The following is an 18,578-nucleotide window of genomic DNA, read 5'->3' on the forward strand; positions in this document are numbered from 1 at the left end:
GTTACCAAAGCGATTTACGCCATCGCCAATCAATGAGGGAAAATAGTTCTCCGTTCCAGTAATCCCTGATACTTTCATTCCATTCGTATCCGGTATGAATGAGTTTATAAAATTTCACATCGGGTGTATCAGGAACACGTTTTTCAATATAGGTCATTCCATCTTCGGGATGTTCATACCATTTGGATTCATCGAGTTCTGCCTGCATTAATTTGATGTTAGTATGTAATTCATCGATCAGATTGACATCTCCAAGCTCTTCCCTGGTTTCCTCTGGAATAAAAAAAGCAAAGTCTTGTGGCTCAGTGTACGCTTGTCCTGGTTGGGAAAAACAGCGATATGCGTTTTGAAGATTTAGCGTAGTCCAGCGATCGATCTTATCACGATTATATTGGGTATTAACCATAGAAAATATGGATACTGCACTTACTGTCGTTTTAAGGGCCATTTCCTGATAGGCTGTTATCTTAGCTATATATTCTGCATTCCCGTCAATTTTAAGACCGTCCTTCTGTGCACACCATAAGGTAAAAGATCCGATAACATAGTTTAGAAAATCGCTCCAGGATAGATATTTATCGGAGAACAGTAGATCAAGAATTGGCGCTTCTTCCAGTTCATCCTCAACCTTTTCCCGATGGCTAAATAAATGTAGAAGAATTTCAAGTACGATTAGATACATTGTCAGATCGACCAATGTTGGCTTAACAGCTTTGGCGTTTCGTATATTATCTTGAAGAACTTCGGAATAATCATTAAGGAACTTCTCTACCTTTTCTTTCAGTTTATTGAAATTAGATTTTGAGATACGCTTCCGTCCTGACTCGCGGTATTCTGCGACACGTCCGGTTGAGTTATTAATATCCTCCGTTTCTTCTTCGTCGATCAGGGCTTCTTCTTTTCTGGTACGGGCTGTTTTCAAATAGGCGAATATGCTATCCCAAAGGCGCACAGTTTTATAACCAGTTTGATTTTTAACTGTTCCGGCAATCTCCATTTCTCTTATCCGTTCCTGTATCTCAGCATAACTGAGATAGATCAATTCCTGATTTTCCTGGTAGGTTTTCTCTTTCCCTAAACCGGATTCACCGGAAGATGACTGAACTCCAGGGGTATTATTTTGCTGCCTGTGGATTGTATTCAGATATTCGATGATCTTGTAACTCGAAAAGCTGCCGGTTTCGATCAGTTTTCTTATTTGGTTTAGGGAACGGTTTTGAGGGGATGGGTTTGTAGCCTCAAAAGCCGTTACATCGATGATGAATTGTTTATTAGAGATACGAGTACCGTTAATATGGATTTCGGCGTACAACAAGCTATTTGATTGCACTTCAGTCACTAATTTTGATTCACCGGCACTTATATCAATATGCTCGTCCAAAGCTATTGTTGTGCCGGATGAAAAGACGATCAGTTCAGCGCCCCTGATTATTGAATCAGATTGGATATATATAGCAAGTTGATCCAATTCCTTTTCGACCGCTTTGATATAGACGATATTACCGGCAGTATCATCAGCCTGCGGTAACGACTCCGGAATCTCAATATCATTCAAATCAATGGATTTTGAAAATTGAAGACCCAGTAGCTGAGTAAAATCGGCATCACTCTCATACAGTAACCCGGCTTCAATATTCTGGCCTGGAAATCCATGTCCGCCAAAAGCGGCTATCGACGCGTTTGCACTTCCTGAAAAAAGAAGATTGCTGTTAGTCCCTTCAAAGATGATGTGTTTAGCATGAAAAAAAGATTGCCTGAATTTTTCCACCCTTGCATCCTGCCAAAGGAAAAATTTTAAACCCGGCACAGCTTTCATCTGGTATGGTGGCATCCCGAAATTTTCCTGTAATATGACGTTTAAGCGTTTCGGTTTAAATGCTGATTGAAGCTGCTGAATGAACTGGCCTTTAAGATCATAATAAGGGCTCATGATATGAATGGCTGCTATTTCCTGCCCGTTTATTCGCTCGGCGAGCTGATCGAATAAAGAGACCTCATTACTCGAGGCCATAAAGCTGATGGTTCCGCCGTCTTCATTATTCTGATAAGAGATGCTCTGCTCAATTTTTTCGGTTAAGTCCAGTAGCTCACAATTCGCTTCGATAGCACGAAACGCATTTTCAGCAGCAATACCAAGTCCGTCATATAAAGATTTGATGTAAGTCCAGGCTTCTAAAATCAATCCCAGTTTGGGGTCTTTTAAATCTTCGACATAAACTGCATTCCACGATTCCAGGTTCCTGCCATGGCCGCAACTAGTCAGATTTCCGGAGCCGATTAGCAATAACAATGAATTGTCGCCTGCCAGGAAAATTATTTTCGGATGAAACGCGCCATTACAATTGACCCCATGAAGCGCGTAGTTTCTTTTCCTAGCTTCGCTCATGGTCGTATAACTACCCAATTGCGAACTGAGCATGTTCCCGTCTACCAGCAGCGAAACATAGTGAACTCCTTTTGAAGCAAGCAGTGGCAAGACCTGTTGTTCAAGATAATAGAAGTTGATCGAGTAAGTTGTACTAATCGCAGAATGAAATTTGCCTGTTGGGATATCTCGTAATAATACTTTAGACTTCATCTGACAGCAAAGTTTTTCCTGATTCGGTTATAAATAGCAGACCGTCACGACGTTCTGCCCAGCCTATATCAGCCATGTATTGCACCGTGTTCTGAAGGCGTGGTGTTGTCCGTCCGGGATTGGTTTCGCGAGCTCGCCAAATCATCCCATCCTCTATGAAATAGTTGTGCACGAGAGACTGACCAACCTTCGTTTTGCTGTAAGATGAAAAGACGTGCAGATTGATCGCCAATTCAAAAAGCTGTCGAATGTATCCAGCAAGAGATAAGCTGTTTTTACCAGTGATCAGATCATCAATCATAAAAACAGCATACCCAGTCCTGTTAAAATTGTATTCAGGTTTACTTGCCAAGACTTCGATTTGCAGGAGCTGTTTTTTACAATCCCGGTAGATGCATGCTAAACTATTAACGGCTTCGAATATGCATATTCCGAATTGCCCTTCCCGGAAGGCTGTCTGCATGCCATCAAAATGCTGATAGGTATCACTTTTATTATCGACGTGAAGGGAAATGATTTCATTGAAAGTAAAAGCCCAGACATCGATATTATTATCTTCAAAGGCTTGGGTAGCTTGTTGCAGCAGCCATTCCAGCTGGTCATTCAGAGGTTGGGGGAAAACGTCGATTGACCAAAGCAGGCTTCCGTGAAAATGCTCAAGTGCAACGTGCAGCAATTCGTTCAGTTCATAAATATACCAGGCAGACGCTGCATTTTGTGTTAATATCTCATCTCCACAATGAAGCTGATAGTTCTCTCTCAGGAAATTATAAGGAAGACTGGAAGTGCCTTCCGGTTGCCCTGCGAGGCTTTTCAGTAGCAACTTTATAGTCTGCTTCCTGTAGTAGGTTGGTTCGGTGCTTCGATCGTCTTTGGACAACAGCATTTTGCGGTAAAATTCAATTTCTGCAGATTCAGGTATCCAATGTAATGCAAATGGAATTAATGCTTTGAGATGCTCTAAGGTTGCTTTTCCTTTAAATAGACAAGCCCAAAAAATCTCCGTTAAACCTTTCGGGAGATTCATTCCGAAACATTTGCCCAGCTCTGAGCCATAAGCTGTCACAGTATAGATATTCAATTCTGTATTGGGATGATTGATGAGGCCCAGTTCGCGCACCACACCGCTATAGTACTGTCCAAAAACACCGCCCTTAAAAGTCCAATAAAGATTATAACCAGCCGCTTTGGATTCCCAGTCGGCACCCTCAGCAAGATTTATATGATCATTAAGATTACGTGCTGCAAAGGCGCTGCCGCTCACACCGGTTACATCGGGAAATTCGCTTACCATCATGTATGCGATTAACAATTCGGCGCGGCGTATATAGCGCATCTGTTCGTTGACAGAACCTTTTACTGTCGTTTTTGCAAGGATCAGATCGAGCAGCCAGCAATAAAATCCATTATAGCGGATTCTGTTGGTTACATTGGTGATGCCCACCATCATCCTTGTATAGATGACGACACTGCTGTTTTGAATGGCCAGGGGATCACGCCCGCTCGCGGAAGACGGAAAATCGGCCCAGAAAGGTTCGGTTATTTCTTCTGTACTGTATACCATGAAAAATTGTGACGAACTAATATACGCGGTAATACATCATCTTTTACAAAATATCTTTATCCTAACCGCTTGAATAGTTCGTTACGCAGGTGATGCAGCAGCTGTTGCAGGATCTGCAGATGATCTGGAAAAGGCATCCCATTGGGCCATACGACTTACCTTATCGATCAGGAAGTCATCCTGGATTTCGCCAAAGTCGATATTGCGAATCAGCTTACCCAGGTTGTCCAGTGTTTGCTTATTTGCTGCAATAAACGTGTCTACGGCAGCGAGGATATCAGCATTCATCGCTGGGAAAAGGCGTGGTAGATTGATAATCACTTCGTGAACATCCAAAAGGAAACGTAAACTTTCGTTAAAAATCATTCCTGATTCATTATAGGTCTTTTGAATAAGCTCTCGGTATTTATAGACGTCGTACGGCGACATGGTTGAAAGATTTCCTTCAGGTTCATTAGCTCGATATAATCCCCATTCAATCCAGTTATTCAAGAGCTTCAATGCCTGCTCATATTCACCATGTATGCTGTCCACATAACCCGCCAGGTCAAACACTAATGGCAGTTCATTATGTAGCAGATTTAGTAGATCTGATTCGACCTCCGGGTAGGCTTTTAGCTTTTTGGTCTCATCTACGAGTGTTATTAACTGAGCCAGTGAATTTATGGATACGAAATTTTCCGGCCCATCGGCGATAATATTGCTTAGATGGATAAGCGGCGCATTTTGCTGTTCACAGATTTCCATCAGGTTTGCCAGATCCAGCAGCATGTACCGGCTGCGCAACTCGATCTCAGTATCTTTGCCGGTATGGCTGAATTTGTTTCTATCTTCCGGTAAATAATATTCGTAATAATCGAAATGCAGGTCGTTAACTTCAGAAGCGGGCCTGACCAGGCTCACTTTATCCGGCAAACTTCCGCTCGTTTTATTTTTTTCATTGATTAGCAGGCTGATTTCCGAAAATATGCCCTCCACCTGCGGGATTGCTAAGGCGTAAAAGCCGTACCAGTGCTGATGCTGAAATAGTAGTTTCAATTCATCGAAGATGTCTTTTCGTTTTTTTATCAGCGGAAAATTTTTAAGCTTTTCGTTGACTTTATCCAGAAGAGCATCGGCGTCAATACCGTTCAAAATCTCCTCATTTATATCATGGGTATAACCATGAGCATAATCCGCCTGAAAAGTGTGTACGAAGATTTTGTTACGGACGGGATTAACTTTGCGCCAATCCAGCCGCTCCATATCGACTGCAAGTACCAGTTTATAGTTTTCAATAATTATGTCCCGATAAGGATATTTTTCACGCAATTCCATTAGATCTTCAGATGCCCCTGACTGACCATACCAGTTCTCGCGGTATCCCGGTTTGCTGAAACGGAGCACGATTGCTTTGATATCGTTGTCCAGATAATCAGCGATCTGATCCCTTTTTTTTCGCGTCCGTTCATAAAACGCCTTTAGCCAGTACCCTTTATGATATCGCGGCGTTTCTGCATTCCGAATTACCGAAGCGATCTCGGATTCGTTTTCGTAATAGGCCAATAAGCTGTCCAATTGTGCGAGTTCCGCAATTGCAGGAGTCGCGAATTGGCTGCGGAGAGTCGCCGGCAAACCTTCGATGTCCAAAATATTTTCATTGAACTTTTTGATGTATGCTAAAGGATCTTCTGTATCCTGCGGATAGAAAATTTCGGTTATCTGTCTGGCTGCAGATTCGATTGCCTGTTTGCTCTTCAATTCCGGTAATTCAAATAAAGATAAACCTGCTTTGGCCACATCGTGCAGATTGTCTGCAAAAAGTGCATTCTGATCAACGTTTTCCCTGACATATTCTACCATTGCACCGAGGCTTACCTTACCTGATCTCAAATCGTTGATTTTGATCCGTTCTCCGCTGTTTTTCTTTTTCATGCTAAAGAGCCATTTAAAAAAATTGATTATTATCCTAAGCATTTTATTGTTTAATGTATTGATTAGAGCAAAAATACTCTAAAACAATACTAAAACAGCAGAAGCATGAAACGTTGGTTTCATCTGTGGAAATGAGACGAAGGCTAATACAAATAACGATTAATCTAAAATAGGGTTAGCTGAACACTCGCAACTTCGTAGGCCGCAATTGCATTCAATGTGCCCCGGATCACCTGTGGATTATAATTTGACCGGTCGGTATTACCCACTTTTTTCAGCATCATCGCTTTTAGCCGGGCCACACCCTCGTTGATGGCTGCTTCACGGGATGTAAATCGTTTGCCATAAACTGAAAGCGCGCAGCCGCCACCGGCGGTTCCAAAGCTATAGCTCAAGGCATTCGTCCAGATGTTATTCGGTCCTTTGCCGATATTCAGGGTACTATGTTCACCGTATCTTGCCTCGTTGCCGAATAACAGGGTTTCCACGGCCAGAAATTTAGGCCTTTCAAACCAGCCATATTTATCAAAGCCGATTTCCGTAAACCCGAAATCCAGTCCGTTTCGGTAAGCATGGACGTTCATGATGATACTCCTGAAGCAATCGCCAAATCCATTAAACCATGACAGTAGTTCTTCGTTGCCAGCTTCGGCGGCAGCCAGAATTTCTGCAAGAATGAGCGGTTCGTAACGGATGAGACTATGGTTATCCCGATAAGCGATGATCTGGTCTTTTGATCGAACTGTTAATACAAGCTTTTCCATAAAATTAATTTTTTATGCCGGACTAAAGCGAAACGGATGAACTGTCAGGGGCCACGGGCTACCGTGGTTTATATACCCTTGACTGTTCAGGAGGCGCTTTACCTTAGCAGGACAAAATTGATTTTATGGGAAAGCGCATGAGCGGACAAATGATCAGCGCAACGGATGGGAGATGGCAAAAGTAATTCCGGGAGGAATGAAACCTTGATTATCCGGAGATGCGGATCACAGAAAATGACCCAAGGCCGCAGATGAGGTTAAGATGAATATAAGACCTTGTATCCGGCTTAAAGAAAACTGATCCCGGTGATCTTCGCACAGATCTTCAGAAAACGATCCTGCAGTTCGGTTTCGTCCGACTGTAATTGATACCTGGCTTCCTGCTTGTGATGAAAATACCGGCCGGTCACCAATGCTGCTGCATCTTCACTGGTAGCTAACCAAACCTGCGTTTGAAATCCCTGTTCCAGATCGCCCGGTGCGCCTTGGCCACCCATTTTTGTAGGTACCCAGCCAGGGTCGATGGCATTAGCATAAACGGTGGGATGTTTCCGGGCCACGGCTTTAGCCAGGATGAGGTCGTGTAATTTGGAATCGGAATAGGTGGCCTGCGGGGGAACAGCTTCCAGTCCGTTAAGTTTAGGATCGCCGCTGAGGTGCATACCTGAACTCAGATAGATCAAGCGTTTAGGCAAATCGATCATTGATGTCAAAATGTATGGCGCAAGTGTGTTAACGTTAACAATAGTGCTGCCGGCGGCCTGGTATACGCCGGCGTTATGTATGATAGCATCGAAGTTTCCTAATGCATTCACTTCGTCAGCCAGCCTCTTGATCTGGGAGATATCAGACAGATCAGCCGCTAATACGTTCTCTGCTTCCGGAATACGATCAATCGCCTCTTTTGCACGCTGCTGGTTTCTCGCGTGCAGCACGACCTGGTTTCCTTGTCTGATCAGTTCCTTAGCAGCTAACTGCCCTAAACCGTCGGCAGAGCCGGTGATAAATATTCTTGCCATAATCGGTTAACAGTTTCGCCGTTTCAGGGTTTTACGAATCATTCGCTGAGTATCTTCAGTTTTTCAGCGATCAGTTCAAGCAGGCTGAAAGGTACCAATCTCTCCGGGGCAAGGTTTTCTGAAGCTATGGCCCGATAGCTGCCTTCTTCGTCAGGCTCAAAAACAATTGTCGTCTCACCGATCAGCACCGATATCCGGTGTGTATAACCCCAGCGCTCAAAACGCGCATTATATTCCTGTTCGCTGCCCGCAAATACGACCCGGATCAAAAAAGGACCGTTCATTAATATTTGATTTGCGCACTGTCTGTTACGATGATTTCCGGCTTTCCTTTGTAATCGATCACGTCACCCGTTACCGTAATGACTTTATCAGCCAGCTGAGCAGCAAGCTCCTTAGCTTTACCCTTTAGTGCTACGGTCAGTAACTGGTTCGGGTACGCCCCGCCCAGGTTCACCAATACCATACTGCCGATATCTTTAGAGCTGTAGACCTTTCCGCTTACACTAACGGTCTTACCAACGAAGCCGGCAACATTCTTCAGTTGCACATTGCCGATAACGATCCCCTTCGTTGCATTGTTTTCCAGGGTCTTTGATATCTCAGCTGCGGCGGGAGGCGTAGCGCTGTTAAATAATTTGTTCAGTTCTCCGGCAAGCCGGATACCCGCCTGATCGATCCGTTTGCGCGTGACCAGGATGTATTTCTGGTAATAGGCCTCATCAATCACCTGTCCCGGCTTGGCCAAACTATATAATTCCGAACTGATCTGGTAACTTTCCCAAAGCCACTGCATCGGGCTGTCTGACTGCCATTGTTTGATCTGGGCAGAAGTGGCCAGATCATAAGTTTTTGCGATATCCTGTTCGCTCAGGCCTTCATGATCAATCAGCCTGCTGTCCCATAGCGCATGCAGGTTGGTGCCTTTGTTATCAAACTGCACCTGTATGGTATTGCCACCCTTGTCCTCTTTCCGGCTGACATGCATCGGCTGATGCGCATCGCCAACCAGGTGGATCAAATATTTCAGGGCTTCATTTCTCGCCTCAAAGGGCAGATTCTGATCTTTCAAGGCGGCTTCTGTTTTCAGGATCGCCGTATACACATTGTTGTCGCTTTGCGAGACCGTTTGAATGAAGGCCTCATGGCTCAGGCCCAGCGGCAGGTTTAAAAAATGCCATGGCGCGGTTTTCCGGTCTTTGTTCTCATCTGCCCAGGTGGCCACATCCGGCATGGCTTCGCCCTTTAAATAAGCAGACACGACATAAGCTGTATTGCTGGTCAGGTGCTTTTGCGCGATAGTCGCTATGGCACGGTGGCCCTTAAAGCCCCAGGAAATCAAACATAAAGCGCCGCTTAAAGCCAGCGCGCACAGAGAAATCTTTTTTATCATATAGGAAACGTGATCTGCGCCAGATAAGGCGCAAGTAATTGTTTATTAGTGAACGCCTGAAAGCCGTTGATCTTATTGGCGGCCCGGTCATAAAACAGTTCGACATAACAACCGGTCAGGGCGTATAACTGAACTATCAGGCCATCTGCCTCGCGGTCAGCCAGGAAGGTGCCGCGCCAGACCGCTTCGGCTTTTTCTGTATTGTCCAGGGCATTGAATTCGTATAAGGTCATCGGCGCAAAAATACTAAATTACTAACCTGAAAGTTAGATTAACCCGCGGTTTCATCGGTTTGGCGGATTTTGCGATACGATGTTCCCAGTTCTCCTGAAGACCTGGTTTCATCAGCAGGAAAGATCCGTGTTCCAGTCGAACCGAATACTTTTCGTTGTGGTCTGCTTTGCTGCGAATGTCGAAGCTGCGGACATGTCCTAAGCTGACCGAAGCGATCACAGGCTGGCTGCCCATAATACTTTCTTTGTCCGAATGCCATGCGACGGAATCATTGCCATCGCGATAATAGTTAAGCAGCACACTATTAAAGCGGATACCTGCCACTGGTTCTACCATCTGCCGGATTGCCTGAAGCTCATCTGTCCAGGGCAGCATGCCGGCAATCTTATCCGTTTCTCCATACCAGCAGGTTAAACGGGGGGTAAGGTATTCCTTGTCCCAAAGCTTTTGAGTCGTCTGTTTCCATGGTGTATGCCCGATAAAGTGTGCGAGCAGTTTGTCACCTGCCTCGGCTTCGATCAGCGCAGCGCGGTAGTCCAGTAAATGTTTCGGCAGCCCTTTGCTTTGACCGGCAGGCGTGAATAATGCCAACTGTTCCATATCTTATTTTGCTTTATAAGCCTGCATTTTGGGGAACTGCCCTGACTCATACCAGGCGGTTACCGGACGATCGGCGGGAAAACCGTGTTCCGAGCGGTAAGCTTTTCGTTCTGCCGTGAAATTCCACCAGCGTTTGCTGTCATCTTTATGCTCGATATAGTGCACCAGCAGGCGGTAGGAATCCTCTACACAAGGGTCGGCCCAGCAGCCACAGTGCTTTTCAAATGCGTCGAAGAGTTCTGCCGCTTGCTTTCCTTTCAGCTCGTCAAGTGAATAATAGCCCTGGGCCATCAGTTCTTTGGCGAATCCGATACCCAAAGAGGGGATGCTTTGAAACTGGGCCAGCGCAGTTAATTCCCTGGCGCGACCCGCTGAAGCCAGCAATATGGCTGCAATTTCATCGGGGGCATAGTCCTGTAACATCTTCTGCGTTACTTTCCGCTGTTTCAAGATTTGCTTCTCATCCGCGCTCAGATCGTAATCGATTTTCTTTTTCATAAGTCACGTAATAGTTGATCCATTTCTTTCTGATGGCCCGTAAGCAAGCCCGCAATTTCTTCCTGCTCACCGATGCTTAAAACGTTGCCATCATAAATCCAGTTATCGTCTCTGTCGAATAAAATCCTGCCGATAAACGACTCAGCCAGGGCATCAAAAAGGCTGTAGCTGTCGTTTTTATCCGGCAGGATACGCACCCATCTGGCTGTACTGATCTTAGCAGTTTTCGGCCTCTCTTCGAACAACTTACTTCTCATGAAAACAAATGTGGGGAAAAAAATGTAAAAAAGATAGAGATAATGCTAAAAATATTAGCATAACTTTGTAGTCCTCAAAATTGGCAGACATGGTACCATTTCATTCACAACTCGAACTCCAGAATAAGCAGACGACGCTAATGATCGAACAGCTGGATCAACTCGCTGATACAGCCGGATTTATCCGCTATCAGGTCAGGACTTTCCATCGTAGTTCCGTGGTGTATGTGAATGCTGGGGAAGAAACGCCCGGACCTGAAGAAATTACAGGCTTTAGTGAAGAAGAGGCCTTTTCGCCGGATGAAGTGAAAACCATTGCCGCCGCGATCCGGGAATATAACGGCAGCCGCAAACTTAACTTCAACCAGATGCACTTTGACTTTTAACAACGGCCATGAATGTTACCAAAGAAGAAATCATCAGTAAACTCCGGCAGGATATGATCCGCTGGGAGGGCTTCCGGCCGCCGCAACCCGGTACGAGCAGCGATCTCGGCCTCGGCATCGTCGCTGCCGCTTTTGCCAACGGCGTTTTCCCGACCGGCGCTATTCATGAGTTCATCAGCAGCAGCCCCGAAGATACTGCGGCGAGCGGCGGCTTTATCGCGGGATTGGTCAACCGGCTCTTAGGCAGTGGCGGTGCCTGCCTGTGGATCAGTTACACCCGGCGGATCTACCCGCCAGCGCTCAAACTGTTCGGTGTGGATCCGGACCGGGTGATCTTCGTAGATGTGCCGCAGCAAAAGGATGTACTCTGGGTAACGGAAGAGGCCCTGAAGTGTGAAGGCGTGGCTACCGTCATCTGCGAAACCAGGGAGCTCAGTTTTACCGAATCCCAGCGTTTACAGCTGGCCGTTGAAAAAAGCCATGTTACGGGTTTCGTGCTGCGGAAAGATGTCAAAAAAATCAACACGACAGCCTGTGTGACCCGCTGGCAGATACGCCCGGTCCGCAGCCAGTTAAGGGCCGGTATGCCGGGTGTCGGACACCCGCGCTGGGAGGTAAACCTGCTGAAAGTAAGGAACGGAAAGCCCGGCAACTGGACGGTTGAATGGAAAAAGCGGAATTTTCACACGGTCATCGCGCCGCAGATCGCAGTGCCAGCCAAGCGTTATGCCTAAGCGTTTTGCATCCATATGGTTCCGGCATTTGCTCACAGACTGGAAGGCGATCCGCCAGCCCGGTCTGAAAGGGAAAGCTTATGTCTTTGCCGAACCGGATCACGGGCGTATGCTGATCACTGCGCTGACGGACAACGCACGCAAATATGGTGTTACGGAAGGAATGACCGTCGCTGATGCGCGCGTCATCGCACCTGACCTTCAGGTATTCGATGGCAAGCCAGGACGGAATATCAAGTTGCTGACCGGGCTGGCAGAATGGTTCCTGCGTTACACGCCGCTCGTACAGCTCGATCCGCCGGACGGGTTGTTGCTTGACGTGACCGGCTGTACACATTTAAAAGGCGGGGAAAAAGCCTATCTGCAGGAGATCACAAAAAGATTAAAGATCATCGGTTATGATGTGCGCCCGGCGATCGCGGACACTATCGGTGCAGCCTGGGGTGTTGCCCGTTGCGGCAGCGAAAAACTGATCATTGCGGAGGGCCAGCACCGTAACGCCCTTATGCCTTTGCCGCCCTCGGCGCTGCGTCTGCCGTTCGATCAGCTGCTGAAACTGCGCAATTTGGGATTGCACCAGATCAGCAGTTTTATTTACATGCCGGATAGCGTGCTGCGCCGGCGCTTTGGCAAAAACATGGTGCTGCGTTTGCACCAGGCGCTCGGGCAGGAAGCAGAATACCTCTTTCCGCTCAGGGAGCCTGTGCCTTACACCGAAAAGTTAGCATGCCTGGAAGCGATCAAAACCAGGCCTGCTATCGAGATCGCGCTGCATGACCTCCTGGAAAGGCTCTGCAGGCGGCTTTATGGCGAAGGCCTTGGCCTTAGGGCGGCCATGCTGACATGGTACCGTGTTGACGGGAAAAACGGCAATATTACCATTGGTACCAATCATGCCAGTAACCGTGTGCAGCATCTGTTCAAACTGTTTTTTATTAAACTGGACAGCGTCGCTCCGGGACTGGGTATAGAATTGTTTACCCTGGAGGCTCTTTCCACAGAAGCCGTCAGCGACAAACAAAGCGAACTCTGGTCAGCGAGGGGAGGAGCTGACAGTGACGAGTTTGCCGAACTCCTTGACCGTGTGGCCGGCCGTATCGGCACAAAACATATCAACCGTTATTTACCCGGGGAACATTACTGGCCCGAACGGACGCCGGAGCTTAATGCCGACCTCAAAAAGAAACCGGAAAGCGACTGGCGAACAGATAAGCCGCGACCCATGCAGATTCTGGATCAGCCTGAGCCCGTGGAAGCGATGGCACTCACACCCGACTATCCGCCCAAATGGTTTATGTGGAAGGGTGAACAGCATATTATTGTGGGCGCCGACGGCCCAGAACGGATTGAGCGGGAATGGTGGCTCGAACCCGGCGAGCACCGTGATTATTATATCGCAGAGGATGAATCGGGCCGGCGTTACTGGCTGTTTCGCTCCGGGCATTACCATGACGGAAATAAACAGCACTGGTACTTACACGGATTTTTCGCCTGACAGGATCAATAACAACCATCATGAGTTACGTTGAATTACAGGTGACCAGCAATTTCAGCTTCCGGCGAGGCGGCAGCCACCCGGAGGAACTCGTCGATCAGGCGGCTGATCTTGGCTATCAGGCGATTGGCATCACGGACCGTAACACATTTGCCGGGCTGGTGCGCGCTTATGTCGTTGCCAGGGACAGGAATATCCGCCTGATCCCCGGTGTAAGGCTCGATTTGCTTGACGGGCCAGGCCTGCTGGCTTATCCAACCGATAAGGCTGCCTACGGACGGTTATCGGCACTGCTGACGCTCGGCAATCTGCGTGCGGAAAAGGAAAAATGCTATATTTCGAAAAGTGATGTTTACCGGCACGCGGAGGGATCATATTTTATCATCATACCACCGGATAAGATCACTCAGGACTTCGAATTTGAACTGGTCTTTACGAACCATGTTCAGGATTATAAGGTAAACCTGCCAAACCTGTTTCTCGCTGCCACCAAGTATTACACCGGCGACGACGAAAAGCGGCTCTTCCTGCTCTCCGAGCTGGGGGTTCCGCTGGTCGCTACAAATGATGTGCATTATCACCATCCCAACCGGAGGGAACTGCAGGATGTGCTCACCTGTATCCGGGAGAAGTGCACCGTTTTCAATGCGGGCTATAAACTGCATCAAAATGCCGAACGCCACTTAAAAGAAAAAGCAGAAATGGAGCGCCTGTTCCGCAAATACCCCCAGGCCATCAGCAACGCAGGAGCGATAGCCGATGCCTGCCGCTTCGACCTTAAATCACTGAAGTATAAATATCCCAGTGAACTGACGACCGGAGGCAGGACACCGATGGAGCAGCTGACCTACCTGACCTGGAAAGGGGCCAATGAATTTTATAAGGGCGATATCCCTGCGAAAGTTAAAAAAGCGCTCGATGAGGAACTGGAGATCATTGCCGAACTGGATGTTCCTGATTATTTTCTGACCGTTGAAGATTATGTGACCTGGGCGCGTAACCAAAAGATCCTTTGTCAGGGACGGGGATCGGCAGCGAACTCAGCTGTATGTTTCGTATTGGGTATCACATCGGTAGCACCCGATAAATCAAACCTGTTATTCGCCCGTTTTCTGTCTAAAGAGCGGAATGAACCGCCGGACATCGATGTGGACTTTGAGCACGAACGCCGGGAAGAGGTCATGCAGTATGTGTATAACCGTTTTGGCCGAGACCGGGCGGCAATATTGCCGACCGTTTTTATGCTTCATTACAAGGGCGCGGTCAATGATGTTTCCCGGGCCATGGGTCTTTCAGCAGATACTACCAAAATGCTGTCCGATGCCTATGGTGACCTTTCCGATGAAGAGATCACCGCTGCGGAACTAAAAAAACTGGGCCTGAATTTTGAGGACCCGCATTTGCTGAAGGTGATCGAGCTAACGGGCCTGCTCATCGGCTTTCCGCGTCAGCTTGGGCAGCATACCGGCGGGTTTGTCATTACAGACGGAAAGCTCAGTGACCTTTGCCCGATCTTTCACGCCCGCATGAAAGACCGTACGAACATTGAATGGAACAAGGATGATATCGATGCCCTTGGTTTTATGAAAGTGGATATTTTGTCTTTGGGTATGCTTACCTGTATACGTAAGGCATTCGACTTTGTCAGACTGCATTACGGAAAGGAGTTGACGCTTGCCAATATTCCGCAGGACGACCCGAAGGTATATGAGATGATCACATTGGCAGATACGCTCGGCGTTTTCCAGATCGAAAGCCGCGCGCAAATGTCCATGCTGCCCCGCCTGCGGCCGACCTGTTTTTATGACCTGGTGATCGAGGTAGCTATCGTCCGCCCCGGCCCGATCCAGGGTGATATGGTGCACCCGTACATCCGGCGGCGAAATGGTGAGGAAGCGGTCGACTATCCTTCCGATGAGATCAGGTCAATTCTCGAACGCACGCTCGGTGTCCCGCTTTTCCAGGAACAGGCCATGGAACTGGCCATCGTTGCCGCCGGGTTTACGCCGGGCGAAGCCGATTTGCTGAGACGAACCATGGCCACCTTTAAGTTTAACGGCATGGTCAGTAAGTTCGAACATAAACTGATCAGCGGAATGACGTCCAGGGGTTACACGGAAGAATATGCCCGTCGTATCTTTAAGCAGCTGGAAGGTTTCGGGAGTTACGGTTTCCCGGAGAGCCATGCTGCCAGCTTCGCTTTGCTGGTCTATGTATCATGCTGGCTTAAATGCTATTACCCTGAAGTATTCTGCGCGGCATTACTGAACAGTCAGCCTATGGGTTTTTACCAGCCGGCCCAGATCGTTCGCAATGCCCGGGAGCATGGCGTCAGGATTTTGCCGATAGATGTCAACCGGTCGCAATGGGATAACACACTCGAAGCAAAACAAGGTAAATTCTTTGCCATGCGCCTGGGGCTTCGGGAGATCGACGGTATCAGGCAAGCGGAGATCGAAAAACTTATTGATGGAAGGGAACGTCAGCCAGCTCAAATTTATACACAACCGCATCAGCTTTGCGATGCCGGGGTCAGTGTCGCTACAATGGAAAAGCTGGCTAACGCCGATGCGTTCCGCTCTATGGACCTTGACCGGAGAAACGCACTTTGGGAAGTTGCCGCACTTCATGACAGGCCGGTCCAGCTGATGCAGGGCCAGCCATCTGAAAGCCTGCACGAACCTGAACCTCATCTGCCTGAGCTGCGGCTTTCTGAACACGTCGTTCAGGACTATGCGACCACCGGACTGTCGATCAAGGGGCACCCCCTGACATTCATCCGTCACCAGCTGGAAATGCTGCACATTAAAACAGCAAGGGAAGCTAATCAGACGGAAAATAAAACGGTGATCAAAACAGCAGGGCTGATATTGATCCGCCAGCGGCCGGGCACGGCGAAAGGTGTTTGTTTCATTACCCTGGAGGATGAGACCGGAACAACCAACCTTGTCGTATTTCCGAAACTATTCGATAAGTACAGAAAGGAGATCCTGCACGCAAAATTGCTGATGGTAGAGGGCGTAGTTGAACAAACCCAGGTCACCCACATCATCGTCCGCCGCGTATTTGACATCACCAAATTACTGGGCAATCTGACCGAGATCAGAAACGACAATCAGCCGGTGCTGACCCTGTCAAGGGCCGACGAAAAAGCGTCGCCGTTTATTCCGATGGATAAACCACTAAAATCGCTTGATAAGGAATCTGCAGACTATCTGCACAAGGGCAGGAATTTTAAGTAAACTCAATTAAATAAATCGCCTTGCGGACCCATGCCCGGCGGATAATAAGTTCGCACAGTACTTTCGACAATTGTTCCGCTTTCACGCTCGCCACCTGCCAATACCGGTTCCAGCTCGTCGGGCCAGTGATTAAAAGGAAGTTCTTCGGCGTTGTACAGATATGCCGTATCTATCGGTGCCAGATCCTGAAAGTCACGGGGTGTTGCTTCTTTGGCCGTGCGGTAATCCGGATCGATCGTACAGAACTCCAGCAGACGCGAAGGTATCTGTGTCCGGGCAATCGTGCTTAAGCGCTCTTCGTCAGGCTTTTCCAGTAACCATTCATAAGCGAGGTCTTCCGTCAGTATCGTCGGCATGCGCAATTTGGAATTATGGACCTGACGCATCAGTGCATTGGCTTCAGTAATGCCGATAGCGACTGTATTGACGAATGAACTGGTTTCCGGGTCTAACCATTCATTGTACAAACCGGGCATAAAAAAGTATTCCTGGCCTTTAACGGTTACGTAATAAGGGTATTTGATCGTTTCTTTTAGCTGCTGGCCCTTCTTGCCGATCTTTGGGACATGTCGGCTTTCAACGATACCGGTAGACAATACCAGGCAGCGGCGGTTTTTGGCGGCAGACGACCACATGGACTTTTTGCCATCCTCCTTTAAAAACAGGTTTTCTGATTTAAAGTTAAGGGTAGTGTATTTGGCGCGAAAGATATTGGCCTCCGAGCGGGTTTTAACAAAGCCGGGGACATAACCCCATTCTGCCTGTACAATCTCAAAATCCCTGCCGTCTTCAGAAGGGATTAGTATAGCGCAGGGTGCGTAGTTAAAACCGTTGTGAACGCCAACGTTCAGGAAATTATATTTTCTGATGGCTTTCTCTAAACCTTTCAACCGAATAAACTCGGAGCGGGTAATTTTTTGTCCGTTGTAGTAGCACATGCTTGTTTCCTCCTGTCTTCACGAATATACGCAGCAATTACCTTACCGGCAAATTCAGCCTCTTCCTGCCGGCCTTCGGGAAGGGAGGTCCAAAATTTTTCGCCGTCAGTACTTTCAGCGATCGTAATGTTTAACGGCCGTTTATTGTCCGGATAAACCACATGGAAAATGCGGGCTGACTTGATGGTTTGGTCAGACACCCGGACAGTTTGCCCGTTCAGCACAATTTCGAAAACCTGTGGATCGTTCATTACACAAATCTTACTAAATTAATTAGTACTTGCAAGCGGAAAATGATTAAATTGTTTTTATTAAGAAAAAAGTAAGATCTGCAAAGCATTCTTCATTGAGAGGTATTCGTTTTCGGGGGGATATTTGCAGGGGCACTGCAAAATTATGGAGAGGGGATGAATAGGAGCTATAGGCAAGGCGAACTTGTCGGTAGCGAATGGATTTTTCAGCATTGAGAAGCTGATCGGCTGACAAATGCAACAGATGCAGCCTGAAGATAGATATCCAATAAAAATCCCCTGAGCACTCGCTGCCAGGGGATTTTAACCTAAACCTTATCACAATGCAGGGCAAGGACGCCCCGCAAATATTTCGCAATATAACTTTTTTATTTATCTGCGGATCTGTCCGCGCATCTTCGAACGCATGTATTCATTGAACATGCGTTCATGAAAGCGCCGTTGGGCTTCTCTTTTGTTACGTCTTGAAGCAATCCAGAAAAAAAGTGCCCAGATGCCAAACGCAACTCCAAAACAAGGGAACGGGTTTTTTGCCGCCAGTGCTCCAAACATGGCAAAGGTGGATATGACACTACAGGTCAGAAATAGAATTACGTTCTTTTTCATAGTGATTTAATGACATAAAGATACTAATAAAATTAGTATGTATCAAGTGTTTGTGCCGCCTTTTTTATAAGTTTTACTTATAAAAAAGGACAGCATCCGGCATGC

18 protein-coding genes are annotated in these 18,578 nt (G+C 47.4%); 4 read left to right on the forward strand and 14 right to left on the reverse strand.

Annotated features, from left to right (window positions below):
- Window position 1: 1 nt before the first annotated feature.
- From LJ707_RS01965 to LJ707_RS02015, 11 genes are all read right to left on the reverse strand, one after another.
- Window positions 2-2,578 carry a hypothetical protein gene (locus LJ707_RS01965; protein WP_228949049.1) on the reverse strand — a complete coding sequence of 859 codons (2,577 nt, stop codon included), beginning with the start codon at window positions 2,576-2,578 and terminating at the stop codon, window positions 2-4.
- Complete coding sequence (locus LJ707_RS01970) at window positions 2,568-4,142, reverse strand: hypothetical protein (protein ID WP_228949050.1); 1,575 nt, start codon at window positions 4,140-4,142, stop codon at window positions 2,568-2,570. The genes LJ707_RS01965 and LJ707_RS01970 overlap by 11 nt, the downstream gene beginning before the upstream one ends.
- Window positions 4,143-4,223: 81 nt before the next feature.
- A complete protein-coding gene (locus LJ707_RS01975) occupies window positions 4,224-6,056 on the reverse strand; it encodes a hypothetical protein (RefSeq protein WP_228949051.1) in 1,833 nt (610 codons plus the stop codon).
- A gap of 164 nt (window positions 6,057-6,220) precedes the next feature.
- Window positions 6,221-6,820, reverse strand: coding sequence for a hypothetical protein (locus tag LJ707_RS01980; protein WP_228949052.1), 600 nt, complete (start codon window positions 6,818-6,820; stop codon window positions 6,221-6,223).
- Window positions 6,821-7,107: 287 nt separating this feature from the next.
- Window positions 7,108-7,839 (reverse strand): SDR family NAD(P)-dependent oxidoreductase, encoded by a 732-nt coding sequence (locus tag LJ707_RS01985; protein ID WP_228949053.1) that lies wholly within the window; start codon window positions 7,837-7,839, stop codon window positions 7,108-7,110.
- 38 nt (window positions 7,840-7,877) lie between these two features.
- A complete protein-coding gene (locus LJ707_RS01990; RefSeq protein WP_228949054.1) occupies window positions 7,878-8,123 on the reverse strand; it encodes a hypothetical protein in 246 nt (81 codons plus the stop codon).
- Complete coding sequence (locus LJ707_RS01995; protein WP_228949055.1) at window positions 8,123-9,232, reverse strand: S1/P1 nuclease; 1,110 nt, start codon at window positions 9,230-9,232, stop codon at window positions 8,123-8,125. Before LJ707_RS01995 ends, LJ707_RS01990 begins: the two co-directional genes overlap by 1 nt.
- Window positions 9,229-9,465 carry a hypothetical protein gene (locus tag LJ707_RS02000; RefSeq protein WP_228949056.1) on the reverse strand — a complete coding sequence of 79 codons (237 nt, stop codon included), beginning with the start codon at window positions 9,463-9,465 and terminating at the stop codon, window positions 9,229-9,231. The genes LJ707_RS01995 and LJ707_RS02000 overlap by 4 nt, the downstream gene beginning before the upstream one ends.
- 13 nt (window positions 9,466-9,478) lie before the next feature.
- Complete coding sequence (locus tag LJ707_RS02005; protein ID WP_228949057.1) at window positions 9,479-10,066, reverse strand: alpha-ketoglutarate-dependent dioxygenase AlkB; 588 nt, start codon at window positions 10,064-10,066, stop codon at window positions 9,479-9,481.
- A gap of 3 nt (window positions 10,067-10,069) precedes the next feature.
- The gene (locus tag LJ707_RS02010; protein WP_228949058.1) at window positions 10,070-10,564 is read right to left on the reverse strand and encodes a helix-hairpin-helix domain-containing protein; all 495 of its coding nucleotides are present in this window, start codon (window positions 10,562-10,564) and stop codon (window positions 10,070-10,072) included.
- Entirely contained in the window at window positions 10,561-10,821 is a 261-nt protein-coding gene (locus LJ707_RS02015; protein WP_228949059.1) for a hypothetical protein, read from the reverse strand. Before LJ707_RS02015 ends, LJ707_RS02010 begins: the two co-directional genes overlap by 4 nt.
- A gap of 140 nt (window positions 10,822-10,961) precedes the next feature.
- Here LJ707_RS02015 and LJ707_RS02020 point away from each other — a divergent pair, with 140 nt between their 5' ends.
- The 4 genes from LJ707_RS02020 to LJ707_RS02035 are packed head-to-tail and all read left to right on the forward strand — an operon-like array spanning window position 10,962 to window position 16,678.
- Window positions 10,962-11,207 (forward strand): hypothetical protein, encoded by a 246-nt coding sequence (locus LJ707_RS02020; protein WP_228949060.1) that lies wholly within the window; start codon window positions 10,962-10,964, stop codon window positions 11,205-11,207.
- A gap of 8 nt (window positions 11,208-11,215) precedes the next feature.
- Window positions 11,216-11,941 carry an ImuA family protein gene (locus LJ707_RS02025; RefSeq protein WP_228949061.1) on the forward strand — a complete coding sequence of 242 codons (726 nt, stop codon included), beginning with the start codon at window positions 11,216-11,218 and terminating at the stop codon, window positions 11,939-11,941.
- Window positions 11,934-13,436, forward strand: coding sequence for a DNA polymerase Y family protein (locus LJ707_RS02030; protein ID WP_228949062.1), 1,503 nt, complete (start codon window positions 11,934-11,936; stop codon window positions 13,434-13,436). Before LJ707_RS02025 ends, LJ707_RS02030 begins: the two co-directional genes overlap by 8 nt.
- Before the next feature lie 20 nt (window positions 13,437-13,456).
- Window positions 13,457-16,678, forward strand: a complete 3,222-nt coding sequence (locus LJ707_RS02035) for an error-prone DNA polymerase (RefSeq protein ID WP_228949063.1) — start codon at window positions 13,457-13,459, stop codon at window positions 16,676-16,678.
- A gap of 2 nt (window positions 16,679-16,680) precedes the next feature.
- Here the strand turns inward: LJ707_RS02035 and LJ707_RS02040 are convergent, their stop codons facing one another.
- The 3 genes from LJ707_RS02040 to LJ707_RS02050 all read right to left on the reverse strand — a co-directional run bounded on the left by LJ707_RS02040 (window position 16,681) and on the right by LJ707_RS02050 (window position 18,473).
- A complete protein-coding gene (locus LJ707_RS02040; RefSeq protein ID WP_228949064.1) occupies window positions 16,681-17,616 on the reverse strand; it encodes an SOS response-associated peptidase in 936 nt (311 codons plus the stop codon).
- Window positions 17,565-17,867, reverse strand: coding sequence for a hypothetical protein (locus LJ707_RS02045; RefSeq protein ID WP_228949065.1), 303 nt, complete (start codon window positions 17,865-17,867; stop codon window positions 17,565-17,567). The genes LJ707_RS02040 and LJ707_RS02045 overlap by 52 nt, the downstream gene beginning before the upstream one ends.
- A 372-nt stretch (window positions 17,868-18,239) precedes the next feature.
- Complete coding sequence (locus LJ707_RS02050) at window positions 18,240-18,473, reverse strand: hypothetical protein (protein ID WP_228949066.1); 234 nt, start codon at window positions 18,471-18,473, stop codon at window positions 18,240-18,242.
- Window positions 18,474-18,578: the final 105 nt, after the last annotated feature.

Source organism: Mucilaginibacter sp. UR6-1 (genome assembly GCF_020880975.1).
Classification (GTDB): domain Bacteria; phylum Bacteroidota; class Bacteroidia; order Sphingobacteriales; family Sphingobacteriaceae; genus Mucilaginibacter.

Bases quoted from the DNA above. Each gene is read 5' to 3' on its own strand.
- LJ707_RS02020 (WP_228949060.1), top strand. From the start codon at position 10,962: ATGATCGAACAGCTGGATCAACTCGCTGATACAGCCGGATTTATCCGC.
- LJ707_RS02000 (WP_228949056.1), bottom strand. From the start codon at position 9,465: ATGACCTTATACGAATTCAATGCCCTGGACAATACAGAAAAAGCCGAA.
- LJ707_RS01970 (WP_228949050.1), bottom strand. From the start codon at position 4,142: ATGGTATACAGTACAGAAGAAATAACCGAACCTTTCTGGGCCGATTTT.
- LJ707_RS01975 (WP_228949051.1), bottom strand. From the start codon at position 6,056: ATGAAAAAGAAAAACAGCGGAGAACGGATCAAAATCAACGATTTGAGA.
- LJ707_RS02030 (WP_228949062.1), top strand. From the start codon at position 11,934: ATGCCTAAGCGTTTTGCATCCATATGGTTCCGGCATTTGCTCACAGAC.
- LJ707_RS02035 (WP_228949063.1), top strand. From the start codon at position 13,457: ATGAGTTACGTTGAATTACAGGTGACCAGCAATTTCAGCTTCCGGCGA.
- LJ707_RS02010 (WP_228949058.1), bottom strand. From the start codon at position 10,564: ATGAAAAAGAAAATCGATTACGATCTGAGCGCGGATGAGAAGCAAATC.
- LJ707_RS01965 (WP_228949049.1), bottom strand. From the start codon at position 2,578: ATGAAGTCTAAAGTATTATTACGAGATATCCCAACAGGCAAATTTCAT.
- LJ707_RS02040 (WP_228949064.1), bottom strand. From the start codon at position 17,616: ATGTGCTACTACAACGGACAAAAAATTACCCGCTCCGAGTTTATTCGG.
- LJ707_RS01990 (WP_228949054.1), bottom strand. From the start codon at position 8,123: ATGAACGGTCCTTTTTTGATCCGGGTCGTATTTGCGGGCAGCGAACAG.
- LJ707_RS01980 (WP_228949052.1), bottom strand. From the start codon at position 6,820: ATGGAAAAGCTTGTATTAACAGTTCGATCAAAAGACCAGATCATCGCT.
- LJ707_RS02005 (WP_228949057.1), bottom strand. From the start codon at position 10,066: ATGGAACAGTTGGCATTATTCACGCCTGCCGGTCAAAGCAAAGGGCTG.
- LJ707_RS02025 (WP_228949061.1), top strand. From the start codon at position 11,216: ATGAATGTTACCAAAGAAGAAATCATCAGTAAACTCCGGCAGGATATG.
- LJ707_RS01995 (WP_228949055.1), bottom strand. From the start codon at position 9,232: ATGATAAAAAAGATTTCTCTGTGCGCGCTGGCTTTAAGCGGCGCTTTA.
- LJ707_RS02045 (WP_228949065.1), bottom strand. From the start codon at position 17,867: ATGAACGATCCACAGGTTTTCGAAATTGTGCTGAACGGGCAAACTGTC.
- LJ707_RS02050 (WP_228949066.1), bottom strand. From the start codon at position 18,473: ATGAAAAAGAACGTAATTCTATTTCTGACCTGTAGTGTCATATCCACC.
- LJ707_RS02015 (WP_228949059.1), bottom strand. From the start codon at position 10,821: ATGAGAAGTAAGTTGTTCGAAGAGAGGCCGAAAACTGCTAAGATCAGT.
- LJ707_RS01985 (WP_228949053.1), bottom strand. From the start codon at position 7,839: ATGGCAAGAATATTTATCACCGGCTCTGCCGACGGTTTAGGGCAGTTA.